General features: G+C 62.1%; 11 protein-coding genes and 2 pseudogenes. 7 read left to right on the top strand and 6 right to left on the bottom strand.

Going from position 1 to position 13,446, the window contains the following annotated elements; translation table 11 throughout:
- Positions 1-103 precede the first annotated feature (103 nt).
- The 4 genes from codA to BLU52_RS15585 form a co-directional block, all read right to left on the bottom strand.
- Positions 104-1,351: a cytosine deaminase gene (codA, locus tag BLU52_RS15600; RefSeq protein ID WP_090284612.1), complete on the bottom strand. Its 1,248-nt coding sequence runs from the start codon at positions 1,349-1,351 to the stop codon at positions 104-106.
- A 13-nt stretch (positions 1,352-1,364) separates the two neighbouring features.
- Positions 1,365-2,636: a cytosine permease gene (gene codB, locus BLU52_RS15595; RefSeq protein ID WP_090284610.1), complete on the bottom strand. Its 1,272-nt coding sequence runs from the start codon at positions 2,634-2,636 to the stop codon at positions 1,365-1,367.
- A 411-nt stretch (positions 2,637-3,047) separates the two neighbouring features.
- Positions 3,048-3,404 carry a 6-carboxytetrahydropterin synthase QueD gene (gene queD, locus BLU52_RS15590; protein WP_007915588.1) on the bottom strand — a complete coding sequence of 119 codons (357 nt, stop codon included), beginning with the start codon at positions 3,402-3,404 and terminating at the stop codon, positions 3,048-3,050.
- 83 nt (positions 3,405-3,487) lie between these two features.
- Positions 3,488-4,567: a hypothetical protein gene (locus tag BLU52_RS15585; protein ID WP_090284608.1), complete on the bottom strand. Its 1,080-nt coding sequence runs from the start codon at positions 4,565-4,567 to the stop codon at positions 3,488-3,490.
- Positions 4,568-4,818: 251 nt separating this feature from the next.
- On the opposite strand from BLU52_RS15585, the gene BLU52_RS15580 reads away from it, so the two are divergent.
- Genes BLU52_RS15580 through BLU52_RS15565 form a run of 4 tightly spaced genes read left to right on the top strand, consistent with a single transcriptional unit; the run spans position 4,819 to position 7,420 of the window.
- Positions 4,819-5,127: a PepSY domain-containing protein gene (locus tag BLU52_RS15580; protein ID WP_090284606.1), complete on the top strand. Its 309-nt coding sequence runs from the start codon at positions 4,819-4,821 to the stop codon at positions 5,125-5,127.
- A complete protein-coding gene (locus BLU52_RS15575; RefSeq protein WP_090284604.1) occupies positions 5,127-5,438 on the top strand; it encodes a PepSY domain-containing protein in 312 nt (103 codons plus the stop codon). The genes BLU52_RS15580 and BLU52_RS15575 overlap by 1 nt, the downstream gene beginning before the upstream one ends.
- A gap of 3 nt (positions 5,439-5,441) precedes the next feature.
- Positions 5,442-6,110, top strand: coding sequence for a response regulator transcription factor (locus tag BLU52_RS15570; RefSeq protein ID WP_090284600.1), 669 nt, complete (start codon positions 5,442-5,444; stop codon positions 6,108-6,110).
- Complete coding sequence (locus tag BLU52_RS15565; protein ID WP_090284598.1) at positions 6,107-7,420, top strand: sensor histidine kinase; 1,314 nt, start codon at positions 6,107-6,109, stop codon at positions 7,418-7,420. The genes BLU52_RS15570 and BLU52_RS15565 overlap by 4 nt, the downstream gene beginning before the upstream one ends.
- A 219-nt stretch (positions 7,421-7,639) precedes the next feature.
- On the opposite strand, the gene BLU52_RS27295 is transcribed toward BLU52_RS15565, so the two are convergent.
- Positions 7,640-8,344 carry a methyl-accepting chemotaxis protein gene (locus BLU52_RS27295; protein ID WP_408003567.1) on the bottom strand — a complete coding sequence of 235 codons (705 nt, stop codon included), beginning with the start codon at positions 8,342-8,344 and terminating at the stop codon, positions 7,640-7,642.
- A 201-nt stretch (positions 8,345-8,545) separates the two neighbouring features.
- Positions 8,546-8,602, bottom strand: a pseudogene (locus BLU52_RS27290) (hypothetical protein); the annotation flags it as partial.
- A gap of 1,553 nt (positions 8,603-10,155) precedes the next feature.
- Between BLU52_RS27290 and BLU52_RS15555 the strand changes: the two are divergent.
- The 3 genes and pseudogenes from BLU52_RS15555 to BLU52_RS27280 all read left to right on the top strand — a co-directional run bounded on the left by BLU52_RS15555 (position 10,156) and on the right by BLU52_RS27280 (position 13,356).
- Positions 10,156-11,472: a Na+/H+ antiporter family protein gene (locus tag BLU52_RS15555; RefSeq protein WP_090284594.1), complete on the top strand. Its 1,317-nt coding sequence runs from the start codon at positions 10,156-10,158 to the stop codon at positions 11,470-11,472.
- A 201-nt stretch (positions 11,473-11,673) separates the two neighbouring features.
- A pseudogene (locus BLU52_RS27285) lies at positions 11,674-12,450 on the top strand (cache domain-containing protein); the annotation flags it as partial.
- Positions 12,451-12,534: 84 nt separating this feature from the next.
- Complete coding sequence (locus BLU52_RS27280; RefSeq protein ID WP_408003566.1) at positions 12,535-13,356, top strand: methyl-accepting chemotaxis protein; 822 nt, start codon at positions 12,535-12,537, stop codon at positions 13,354-13,356.
- Positions 13,357-13,446: the final 90 nt, after the last annotated feature.

Here is a 13,446-nt window from a genome sequence, read left to right as displayed (position 1 = left end):
CCAGGCTCCCACAGGTTTACGCCGTACTCAATATTGAGGATCGGCACAAAACCTGTGGGAGCCTGGCTTGCCAGCGATGAGGCCATCAGATCCGGCGAAAGCCTCAGCTCAGACCACCGCGGAACTCCACCACCGGCATCTGCCGCTTCATCAACACCTTGCCATCGCGAATCGAATACAGCGGCAAGCCCTGGCTGCGAATCACTTCGTAGTCACTGTCCGCTGACAGGATCAGCAGGTTCGCCGGGCGCCCCTGTTCCAGTCCGTAACGCTCGCCCAGGTGCATGGCTTTGGCGCTGTTATCGGTGACCAGATCCAGCGCGCTTTGCAGGTTGCGGTAACCGAGCATGTGGCAGATGTGCAGCCCGGCTTCGAGCACGCGCAGGATGTTGCCGTTGCCCAGCGGATACCACGGGTCGACGATCGAATCCTGGCCGAAACACACGTTCATCCCGGCTTCGAGCAGTTCATTGACGCGGGTCACGCCACGGCGTTTCGGGAAATTGTCGAAACGCCCTTGCAGGTGAATGCTCTCGGTCGGGCAGGAGACAAAACTGATCCCGGAATGCCCCAGCAGGCGAAACAGTTTGGCGCAGTAGGCGTTGTCGTAAGAGCCCATCGCCGTGGTGTGGCTGGCGGTGACGCGGGCGCCCATGTCGCGGCTGCGCGCTTCTTCGGCGAGCACTTCGAGAAAGCGTGAGTGCGGGTCGTCGGTCTCGTCGCAATGCACGTCGACCAGGCAACCGGTGCGCTCGGCGAGGTCCATCAGAAACTTCACCGAACTGACGCCCTGATCGCGGGTGTACTCGAAATGCGGAATCCCGCCGACCACGTCCGCGCCCATGCGGATCGCTTCTTCCATGAGCTCGCGGCCGTTACGGAACGACTCGATGCCTTCCTGCGGGAACGCAACAATTTGCAGGTCGATCAGATGACGGCTTTCCTCGCGCACTTCGAGCATGGCCTTGAGTGCGGTGAGTTGCGGGTCGGTGACGTCGACGTGGGTGCGTACGTGCTGAATGCCGTGGGCGGCGAGCGCCTGAATGGTTTTCTTGGCGCGGGTCTTGGTGTCTTCTTCGGTGATCGTGACCTTGCGTTCGCCCCAGCACTCGATGCCTTCGAACAGTGTGCCGCTCATGTTCCAGCGCGGCTCGCCGGCGGTGAGGGTGGCGTCGAGGTGAATGTGCGGCTCGACGAAGGGCGGCACCACCAGATTGCCGCCGGCGTCGAGGTCGTCCGGGCCGAGCGTCGGCGCTTCGGTCTGCCGGGCGATGCTGTGGATCAGACCGTTTTCCAGGTGCAATTCGTGCAGGCCTTCCTGGTTGCGCAGGCGGGCGTTGATGATGTGCATCAGGCGAATCCTTTTATAGATCTTGTAGTGGTGCGCTGACGCGACGGGCGCCGAGCAGACCGGTGACGATGACATACGTTAGCGCGGCAGCGGCAATCCCTACCAGCGGCGCGACCCACGGCGAACTGAACGCAGCAATGGTGCCCACGCCGTAAGCCCCGAGCCCCGGCCAGTTGAACGCCGGTAACCGCGCGTCGGCCAGGCGCGGATAATGCCCGCGCCAGCGGTAGAAGAAGTCCGCCATGATCACCCCGCCAATCGGCGGAATCACTGTGCCGAGCAAAATCAGATACGGCACCAGCATGTCGTACATGCCGAGCAAGGCGAGTACCGTGCCGATCACCGCGCCACCGAGGGTCACGGTTCTGCGCCGGCCGGTGCGCAGCAGGTTGCAACCGGCGACGGCAAAGTTGTAGATGGTGTTGTCCTGGGTGCTCCAGATGTTCAGCAACAGCATGGCCATCGCGGCCATGGCGAAACCTTGCAACAGCAACACCTCGACTACGTCTGGTTGCTGATAGACGATGGCGCCGTACGCGCCGATCAATACCATCAGGCCGTTGCCAACAAAAAAACCGATCAGGCTGGCCAGCACCGCCACCCGCGCCGAGCGCGAGAAACGCGTCCAGTTGGTCGCTTGCGTCGCGCCACTGACAAAGGTGCCGAACACCAGCGTGATGGCTGTTGACCAGTCCAGCGAACCCGTCGGCACGACGCTGAGCAAACCTTCGAAACCACCGACTTTTACCGTCGCCACCCACATCGACAGCATCAACAGCAACAGCATCGCCGGCACCGCGATGTACGAGAGAATCTCCAGTCCGCGATAACCGATGTACGCGGTGGCGCAGAAGCCCAGACCGAACAGCACCATCAGGCCGAGCACCGTGGCTTCATTGAGATTGAAGTACTTGCCGATTACCACCGCCGCCGTCGCCGTGCCCCAGGCGTACCAGCCGATCTGGGTGAAACCGAGGATCAGGTCGCTGAGCTTGCTGCCCACTTCACCAAAACAAAAGCGGCCCATCAACACCGAGTTGAGCCCGCTCTTGAAGGCGATATAGCCCAGGCCCGCGGCGTACAGGCCGAGCAGCAGGTTGCCGACGACGATCACCGCGATCATCTCGCTGAAGGTGAACGCCACACCGAGCTTGCCGCCGGCAAACATCGTCGCGGTGAAAAACGTGAAGCCCAGTAACACCATCGCGGTAGAGGCCAGGCCTTTGCGCGCGTGCATCGGGACTTCGCTGAGGGGGTAATCGTTGCCGGGAGCGTTCTGCGTCATGGGGCAGTCCTTGCTGGAAGGGAGAAGACGCGGGAGGGTTGCAGCGGTCGTGCCAAATACCGATTGGGTGGGGTATGTATAGACGACGCGGCAAAGTCAGGCGCAAAAACGGTGCACCCGAGCGCACCCGTGTGCCATGTGGGAGCCACGGGGCATGACCGTGCATGATCGTTCCCACGCAGAGCATGGGAACGATCGGTGTCAGGGGATTTTGATGCTGACAGAGGAATTGCAGCAGGGCGGCGTAAGCATAAAAAAACAGCCTTTGCGGCTGTTCTTTATTTCCTGACTCAACACCGACCCCTGTAGGAGTGAGCCTGCTCGCGATAGCGGTGTGTCATCAAGCATATGTTTGGCTGACACACCGCTATCGCGAGCAGGCTCACTCCTACAAAAAGCGATCTGCGGTGATTACTCGCCGCGATAGATGCACCCGCTGGTGCACGTCTCATGAATGCGGATCGCGCTCAGTTCCGGCAGCAGCGGCTTCATTTCATTCCAGATGAATTTGGCCAGCACTTCGCTGGTCGGGTTTTCCAGACCGGGAATGTCGTTCAGGTAGTTGTGATCAAGACGCTCGTACAGCGGCTTGAAGATCGCCTTGATCTCGGAGAAATCGCGGATCCAGCCGGTGTGCGGGTCGAGGTCGCCGCTCAGGTGCAGCGCCACTTTGAACGAGTGACCGTGCAGACGTCCGCACTTGTGGCCGTCCGGGACGTGCGGCAGGCGGTGGGCGGATTCGAAAGTAAACTCTTTGAAGATTTCCACGGTATTTGGCTCTGTTCAGATGGCGTTCGCCGCAGCGATTCGGGCAGGCGGCGAGTTTATCAGCTTGTCTGTGGCTGTGCTGACTAAAGGGTCAGCAAGTACTCGGCGAGGCGACCGTTGGCCGTCAGTTCTAAAAATTCATCACCGAGGCGGCGGCTTTCGTCCATCGCCGTGTGCCAGTACTTCTGCCGGCCCGTCGCATCGCCCATGAAGCGTTTGAAGTCGTTACGGTCGGGCAGCTTGCCGAAGGGCAGGCGGGCCAGATATTCCTTCGACGGCGCGAGCAACAGCACATCCTGCAAGCGCTGCACCGAGGCCCGGCGCCACGGCAGGGTCTTGTCGAACCAGCCGGGGATCACCCGGTCGGTGAAGTGCGGATACAGCACGATGCCGTCGCCGCTGTAGGGCAGGTCGAGGTGATAGTCGAGCAGGCCGCCGTCGCGGAATGTCCCTGCGCCGGCGCCCGGCAAATCGCGCACGCCTTGCATGACCATCGGGATCGAACCCGAGGCGAGCAGGGCCTGGCGCAGGTTGCCGGCGTTCAGCGCGACAAAGCGCGAAGGGAAATCGTCCAGTGCATGCAGCGGCGGGGCCAGGCGTGGATCGTGGATGATCAGCCGTTCGAAGTGCCGCGACAGCCGCGCACGACCGCGCAGGTTGTCGGCGATCACCGAACCCAGCGCCAGACCGAGTCGCCCGCGATGATCCTCGGCCAGACGGCCCTGGCTTTTCACCACCATGATGTTCAAGCGGTAGTGGGCGTTGTCGAGGATGCTGGCGTCGCGGCCGTCGAGCAGGTCGTTGAGCATGCGCTGCGAGCTCTGACTGATCTCGGCCATGGTCACGCCTTTGTTGAAATTCTGCTCGGCGTACAGATGCCCGAGGCGGCGGATGCCTTCGGCGGCGTCCGGCAGGCAGGCACTGGCGAAGCGCCAGGAGCCGACTGAAGCGCCGATCAGCGAACGCTCGCGCGGCGCACCCGGCAGCCATTCACCGAACAGCGCCAGATCCAGCCCCTGAATCCCCAGCGCCTTTGGCCCACCGGCCGCGCCGGGCAGGGTGCCGACGTCGGTCGCGTTCAGGCCTTGGGCGCGAATGCGCGCCATGGCCCGCGGGCCGGCCTTGAGGGTGAGGGCGGGGAATTTGATGTGGATGGCGGTCATACCGGCCTCGATCGTTAGCAAGCTGCGAATTATAAGCACATGTTGCAGAGCCCTTGTAGGCCTTCGCCTGCTCGCGATAGCGGTGTGTCAGTGCCAAATGGGCTGACTGAAAGACCGCTATCGCGAGCAGGCGAAGGCCTGCAAGGTTTTGCATCGTCTGAAACGGGCACAATGATGGCCATTCAGTTTCAGTTAAGTTGCTGCCGTTAAGGTGCCTACCTTAAGCAACCTATAAAAATTCGGAGACACCCGTGAATACCCTGACTGCCCTGATCACCGCCTCGATCATCTGCCTCACCGCCGGTACTGCTTTTGCGCGCGATCTGGGACCTGACGAAGCGCTTCGTTTGCGCGACGCTGGTACTATCGTCTCCTTCGAGAAGCTAAACGCCGCCGCGCTGGCCAAGCACCCGGGCTCGGAAATTACCGAAACCGAGCTGGAAGAAAAATACGGCAAGTACCTTTACCAGATCGAACTGCGCGATCCGCAGGGCAAGAAATGGGATCTGGAATTGAACGCGGTCGACGGCGAAGTGCTCAAGGATCATCAGGATACGTAATGAAGCTTAATGTTCGCACCACCCGCCATACGGCCTTGGTGCTGCTGTTGTTTTGCTCCACGGCGATGGCCCGCGACCTTGATCAGGACGAAGCCCTGAGCCTGCGCGAGAAGGGCGTGATCCTGCCGCTGGAGCAAGTGCTGCAGCAGGCGATGGACCGTTATCCCGAGGCGAAGCTGCTGGAAGTCGAGCTGGAAGAAAAGCACGACATTTATATTTATGAAGTCGAATTGCTCACCGTCGAGGGTGTCGCCCGTGAGCTGCACTTGAAGGCTGATACCGGTGAACTGGTAAAAGACAAGGAAGATTGATCGATGCGTTTGCTCTTGGTGGAAGACCACGTACCGCTGGCCGACGAGTTGCTCGCCAGCCTGCAGCGGCAAGGTTACGCGGTCGATTGGCTGGCGGACGGTCGCGATGCGGTGTATCAGGGCAGCAGCGAACCCTACGATTTGATCATTCTCGACCTCGGCCTGCCCGGCGTGCCGGGGCTTGAGGTGCTGGCGCAGTGGCGCGCCGGTGGGCTGTCGATTCCGGTGTTGATTCTGACGGCACGCGATTCCTGGGCCGAACGCATCGAAGGCCTGAAGGCCGGCGCCGACGATTACCTGACCAAACCTTTCCATCCCGAAGAGCTGCAATTGCGCATTCAGTCGCTGCTGCGCCGCTCCAAGGGCCAGGCCAATCAACCGACCTTGAAGGCCGCCGGCCTGCACCTGGACGAGGGGCGTCAGTGCGTGGTGCGTGAAGGCACGGACATTCAACTGACCGCCGCCGAGTTTCGTCTGCTGCGCTATTTCATGCTGCATCCCGAGCAGATCCTCTCCAAGAGCCACCTCGCCGAACACCTCTACGACGGTGAAACCGAGCGCGATTCCAATGTCCTTGAAGTGCACGTCAATCACCTGCGGCGCAAGCTCGGCAAAAGCGTGATCGAAACCCGTCGCGGCCAGGGTTACCTGTTCGGCGGGCAAGCCTCGTGAGATCGATCCAGCGCCGCTTGAGCCTGGGTCTGATCAGTGTGATGGTGATCGTCGGCGTGGTGCTGGCGCAGACCAGCCTGTGGTTGTTCGAAGCAGGTTTGCAGCGTTATCTGGAGGCGGGTCTGCGCAACGACAGCGAGAGCCTGCTGGTGGCGTTGGTCCGTGGCCCGCAAGGCTTGCAGCTGGACGAGCGGCATCTGTCGCCAGCCTATCAGCGGCCGTTTTCCGGGCATTATTTCCGCATCGACTTTGCCGACAGCCACTGGCGTTCGCGCTCATTGTGGGACCAGGACCTGCCGCTGCTCGATCATCCCGGCCTGCACAGCAATCTTCAGTTGGGCCCGGACGGCCAACAGTTGCTGATACTGCGTTCGGACTATCGGCGCCTCGGCCAGTCGATTTCAATCAGCGTCGCGCAGGATTACACGCCGGTGCGCGAAAGCTTCCAGCGCATGCGCCAGATCGGTCTGGCAGCAGGCCTGACGGCGTTGCTGGTGATTCTGCTGTTGCAGCGTCTGACCGTGCGCCGTGCCTTGAAACCGCTGGAGCGGGCGCGCGAACAGATCGCGCAGTTGCACCAAGGCCAGCGTTCGCAGCTCGATGACCAGGTGCCGGTGGAACTGGAGCCGCTGGTAGCGCAGATCAACCATTTGCTCGCCCACACCGAAGACAGCCTCAAGCGCTCGCGCAACGCCTTGGGCAATCTCGGCCATGCGTTGAAAACGCCGCTGGCGGTGTTGTTGAGCGTGGCGTCGAGCGAGAAACTCGATGCACACCCGGAACTGCGCAAAATCCTCATCGAGCAACTGGAACAAGTGCAGCAGCGCCTCAATCGCGAGTTGAATCGCGCGCGCTTGTCCGGCGATGCACTGCCCGGCGCGCTGTTCGATTGCGACGCGGAACTGCCGGGCTTGCTGGCGACGCTGAACATGATCCACGGCGAGCATCTGGCGCTCAGCTACGTCGCCCCGGCCGGGCTGCAACTGCCGTGGGACCGTGAAGATTTGCTTGAGCTGCTGGGCAACCTGCTCGACAACGCCTGCAAGTGGGCGGACGCCGAAGTGCGCTTGAGCGTGATCGAACGCACCGATGGCTTTTCCTTGAGCGTCGAGGATGACGGCCCCGGGATTCCCGAACAACAGCGCGCCGAGGTGTTCAGTCGTGGCACACGGCTGGATGAACAGACCGACGGCCATGGGCTGGGGTTGGGGATCGTGCGCGATATCGTGGAAACGTGGGGCGGGTTGCTGGTGTTGGGCGAGAGCGAGTGGGGCGGGTTGAAGGTAGTGATCGAATTGCCTCGGCGGTGAGCCCTTGAAAAGCCCTTCATCGGAACGCCGCCCGCCTAACCCTCTCCCAGAGGGAGAGGGGACTGATTGTGTTGTTCTTGAGATATGCACTCACTTGAAATACCGAGTCGGACTCAGGACTTGAATGGCATGAAGATCGGCTCCCTTTCCCCCTCGCCCCCCTTGGGGGGAGAGGGCTGGGGTGAGGGGGGATTGCAACTGACACCCCGCACTCGTGCATCAAACGCGAAACTGATCCATCAACCGCTGCTGCTGATTCGCCAGGCTGTTGAGCGACTGGCTCACTCGGGCCGATTCATTGGCCTGCCCCGACAGCGACTCCGTCACGTCGCGAATCGTCGCCACATTGTTGTTGATCTCTTCGGCCACTGCGCTCTGCTCTTCAGCGGCGCTGGCGATCTGCAGGTTCATGTCGCTGATCACCGTCACCGCGTCGCCGATCTGGCGCAGTGCGGTCACTGCCTGGCCGACTTGCTCGACACTGCCCTGGGCCTGGCGATGGCTGTTGCCCATCGAGCCGACCACCTCCTGCGTGCCGTTCTGCAATTGCTCGATGACCTGACGGGTTTCCTCCACCGATTCCTGGGTACGCCGGGCGAGGTTGCGCACTTCGTCGGCAACCACGGCGAAACCGCGTCCGGCTTCACCGGCCCGTGCCGCTTCGATCGCGGCATTCAGCGCCAGCAGGTTGGTCTGCTCGGCAATCGCGCGAATGGTTTCCAGCACCGCGCCGATTTTCTCGCTGTTGGCCGCCAGACCCTCAACCTGCACCATCGCCGCGCTCATGTCGGCGGCGAGGGTGTCGATGCTGGCGGTGGTGCGGTCGATCACGGTCAGGCCCTGGCGGGTGGCGCGGTCGGCGTCCTTGGCGGCTTCGGCCGCCTGGGCCGCGCTGCGGGCGACGTCCTGCGCGGTGGCGCTCATTTCGTGGGAGGCGGTCGCAACCTGATCGACCTGACGGTATTGCTGCTCCATGCCGGCACTGGTCTGGCTGGCGATGGCCGAGGACTGATCAGCCGTGCTGCGTGCGTCCTGCACCGAGCGTTTCACTTCGGCGATGATCGGCTGCAATTTATCGAGAAAGCGGTTGAACCAGCCCGCCAGTTGGCCGAGTTCGTCCTGCTTGTCATAGGCCAGGCGACGGGTCAGGTCGCCTTCGCCGCTGGCGATGTCTTCAAGCATGTGCGCGACGCCAAGGATCGGTCGGGTCACACTGCGCGCCATCAGCCACACCAGCAGCAGGCCGAGCAGGGCGGCGAGGCCGCCGAGGCTCAACTCCATCAACGTGCCCGAGGTGTTGCTCGCGTCCAGCTGTTGCTTGAGCGCTTCGGCGCGGCTGACCAGAACTTTTTCCGGCACGTCGAGCAGCACGCCCCACGCCGGCCCGCCCGGAATCGGCTGGAACGGCGAGAGCACTTTCAACTGACCATTATTGTGCAGACTGCTCACGCCGGTGCTGGCCGCCAGGCGTCGCAGCAGTTCAGCCCCGCTGGTGGTGTCGATGGCGTCCAGACGCTGGCTGAGTTTGCCGGCATCGGCGCTGTAACCGGCGAGCAGGCCGGCGGGGCTGATGATGCTCACGGCAGTCTGACCGTCGTAGAGCTTTTTGCTCGCGCTCTGGCTGATCGCTTGCAGGCTGTTGAGGTTGATGTCGACCGACAGCGAGGCGATGACCTTGCCGTTGAGCAGCAGCGGGAAGACGATGCTGGTCATCAGCACTTTCTGCCCGTCGATCACGTAAAAGTACGGTTCGATCACACACGGCTTGAGCGTGCTGCGCGGGCAGGTGAACCAAGCGTTGGCTGCTTGACCGCTGGGGCCGGTGCGGGTGTCGCTCATGTCACTTTCCGGCAGGGCCATCGAGTGGACCTTGCCCGGGGTCGGCTGCGACCAGTACAGGGCGAACCGGCCCTTGTCATTGCTGCCCAGTTCCTCTTGTCCGGCGAACAGTTCGTCCTTGCCGTCCAGCGCATTGGCTTCGAATACCAGCGACAGGCCGAGCAGATCCGGGTTGGCCTGCAATGCGGATTTGACCTGACGGGTCATGTCTTCGCGCAGATCGAAGGCATCGAGAAAACGCTTCTCGGCCTGTTCGCGTAGAAACAGCACCTGCCGCGAGAAGCCGTGACCGTACTGGTAGGCATCCATGAACTGCTGACGAATCCCCGCCGCCTGCACCTCACCCTGCGACTCTATGCGCGCCTGCGCCGACTCGGTGAGCATCTCCATGCTCGACGCCTTGACCAGCGCGGAACTGTGCTCCATGCGATACAGCGAAAGACCGACGAGCAGGGTCACGATACCGGCCAGACAAAGGCCGGCGAGCAGGGTGATTTTCCATTGGATGGAAAGGTGTCTGAGCGACATGGAAAACATCCTTATTCGATAAATATCTGAGACTTTGCACTCTAACGGCAGAAAAGCAGCTTTCTTGAGCGGCAAGCTTCAAGCTTCAAGCTAAAAGCTTGATCGTTCCCATGCTCCGCGTGGGAATGCCTCAATGGACGCTCTGCGTCCGCTTTGGGACGCGGAGCGTCCCGGGCTGCATTCCTTTGCTCCGCGTGGGAACGATCAAAAGCAGCTCAGCTTGCCGCTCGAAACTTGCAGCTTGTGGCTGCTTGGGGCACAGTGCGCGCCCTTCTAACAAGACCCTTTTGCCTCCGCCGAGCAGTTCTGGCGGACTCATCCTGTCTGGCGGTCGGTTTGCCCACCGCAGTGTTTTTCGAGGTAGTGAAATGAATGCAGTCATAGCGGCAGTCGGCGTCATGCTGATTCTCAGCCTGTCCCGCGTGCATGTGGTGATCGCGCTGATCGTCGGGGCGCTGGTTGGCGGCCTGACCGGTGGCCTTGGCATGGACGCCACGCTCAAGGCGTTCAACAGCGGTCTGGGCGGCGGTGCGACGGTGGCGTTGTCCTACGCATTGCTCGGCGCTTTCGCCGTGGCGATTGCCAAGTCTGGCCTGGCCCACGCGCTGGCCGACAAGGCGCTGGCGATGGTCGACCGGCAACATGCGACCGGCGGCGGCAACGTCAAATGGCTGCTGATCGGCCTGCTTTGGGTGGTGGCGATTGCTTCGCAGAACATCCTGCCGATCCACATCGCGTTCATTCCGCTGCTGGTGCCACCACTTCTCTACGTGCTGACCAAGCTGCAACTTGACCGCCGCCTGATCGCCTGCGTCATGACCTTCGGCCTGATCACCCCGTACATGTTCCTGCCAGTGGGTTTCGGCAATATCTTCCTCAACGAAATCCTGCTGGCCAACGTCGCGCGCAGCGGCGTTGACATCAGCGGCATCAACATCACCCACGCCATGGGCATTCCGGCGCTGGGCATGGTTTTCGGCCTGGCGATGGCGTTCATCAGTTATCGCAAGAAGCGCGTCTATGACCTGGAAAAAATCGAGCAGGTCGAGCAGACCGCGGTGCATTACAACCCGCTGAGCCTGTTGATCGCCGGTGTGGCCATCGCCTCGGCGTTCGTGGTGCAGTTGCTGCTGGATTCGATGATTATCGGTGCGCTGGTGGGTTTCCTGATTTTCTCGGTGTCCGGCATCGTCAAGTGGCGCGAAACCGATGACCTGTTCACCGAAGGCATGAAGATGATGGCGATGATCGGTTTCATCATGATCGCCGCCTCCGGTTTCGCCGAAGTGATGAAGGCCACCGGGCAGGTGCAGACGCTGGTTGAATCGTCCGCGGCGTGGATCAACCACAGCAAAGGCATCGGCGCGCTGTTGATGCTGCTGGTGGGCTTGCTGGTAACCATGGGCATCGGTTCGTCGTTCTCCACCGTGCCGATTCTGGCGGCGATTTTCGTGCCGCTGTGCGTGCAACTGGGCTTCAGTCCGATGGCCATCGTGTGCATCGTCGGCACTGCCGGTGCGCTGGGCGACGCCGGTTCACCGGCCTCGGACTCGACGCTCGGCCCGACCTCCGGCCTGAACATCGACGGCCAGCATCACCACATCTGGGACACCGTGGTGCCGACCTTCCTGCACTACAACCTGCCGCTGCTGGCGTTCGGCTGGGTGGCCGCGATGGTCCTCTAAGCCTGTCACCGATCCCTTGCAGGAGTGAGCCTGCTCGCGATAGCGGTGTACCCGTCGCCTGATCCGCTGACTGATACACCGCTATCGCGAGCAGGCTCACTCCTACAGGGAGCGGGGGTGAATCCAGGACTCAACTTTTGCCCCGGCGTGCCGTTAAAGCCTTTAACCACGCCAACAAAATCAAAAGAGTGAGCCCCCACAATGCGCCTGAGCCTCAAGGCTAAAGTCCTGTCCCTCGCTGTTCTCCCGGTGCTGCTCTTTGCGCTGGTCATCAGCCTGACCACGCTGTTCATCCTTCAGGAACAGGCGCGCAAGGAAGTCGAACAAACCCGCGAGCGCCTGCTCGGCGACGCCAAAGCCACCCTGCAAAGTTACGTCGCCGTGGCGATGACCACGATCAAACCGCTGTACGACGCGGCTGCTCCCGGCGACACCGAGGCGCGGGCGCAGGCGATCAAGCTGCTGTCGGGCATCCGCTACGGCAAGGACGGCTACTTCTTCGCTTACGACTCGGAGATCGTGCGCCTGTTCAAGGCCAACGACCCTGACGGTGTGGGCAAAAGCTTCAAGGACAACCGCGACCCGAATGGCGTCTACGTCAACCTCGGTCTGGTGAAAGTGGCGAAGGACGGTACTCACTACCTGCAATACAGCTCGCCGCTGCCGGGCAATGCCAAGGTGCTGGTGCCGAAACTCGGTTATACCGAATACCTGGCCAAGTGGGACATGGCTGTCGGTACCTCGGTCAACCTCGACGGCATCGAAGCGCAAGTGGCGCTGGTCGAAACCCAGGTGCAGGAACGTGTGCAAGGCGTGGTGCTGAGCATTGTCGGTGTGGCGGTGGTGGTGCTGCTGGTGATTGCCGCGGCGGGGATGCTGCTGGCCAACACGATTCTGCGGCCGCTGACCCTGATGAAAGCCAACCTCGATGACATCGCGGCAGGCGAGGGCGATCTGACCCGGCGCCTGAACATCACCAGTCAGGATGAACTCGGCGAACTGGCCGGCTCGTTCAACCGCTTCGTCGACAAGATCCACGGCCTGGTGCGGCAGATCACCGAGATGACCACGCAACTGACCGGGCTGGTGACTCAGGTGTCCGATCAGGCGCAGCGCTCGGATCAGGCGATGGAGCGTCAGCGTCACGAGACCGATCAGGTCGCCACCGCCATCAACGAAATGTCTGCCGCCGCGCAGGAAGTCGCCAAGAGCGCACAGAACGCCGCCGTCGCCGCGCAGCAGACCGACGCAGAAGGCCAGAGCGCCAAACGCGTGGTGGCCGGCAGCATCAAACAGATCCATGCGCTGGTCGATGACATTCGCAGCAGCGGCGTATCGCTGGACAGCTTGCAGCAGGACGTGACGTCGATTGTCGGTGTGCTCGGGGTGATTCGCTCGATCGCCGAGCAGACCAACCTGTTGGCCCTCAACGCGGCGATTGAAGCGGCGCGGGCGGGGGAGGCCGGTCGCGGTTTTGCTGTGGTCGCCGACGAGGTCCGTGCGCTGGCCAGCCGCACGCAGATCAGCACCCAGGAAATTCAAGGCATGATCGATCGTCTGCAGGCCGGCACGCAGCAGGCGGTGGAAGCCATGCGCCGTTCCAGCGAGGCGGGTGATGGCACCTCGCAACAGGCCAATCAGGCCGGGGCGTCGCTGGATGCCATGGCTGAGCTGATCGCGACAATCAACTCGATGAACGCGCAGATCGCCAGCGCCGCTGAAGAACAGACGGCGGTGGCGGAAGAGATCAACCGCAGCGTGCACCAGATCGCGGTGGCGGTGGACAGCGTTGCCGATGAAACGCAGCTCGGCGCGCAGACGTCGCGCAGTCTGGCGGAGTTGGGGCAGCGGTTGGGCAAGCTGGTTGGGCAGTTCCGGATCTGACGGCCTGAAAAACAGACCCTCACCCTAGCCCTCTCCCAGAGGGAGAGGGGACCGATTGGGGGATATTGTGGGAATAGGCCGACCTGAAAG

Source organism: Pseudomonas granadensis (assembly GCF_900105485.1).
Taxonomy (GTDB): Bacteria; Pseudomonadota; Gammaproteobacteria; order Pseudomonadales; family Pseudomonadaceae; genus Aquipseudomonas; species Aquipseudomonas granadensis.
The sequence above is the reverse complement of the archived record's forward strand: the minus strand, read 5'-3'. Positions and strand labels throughout refer to the sequence as shown.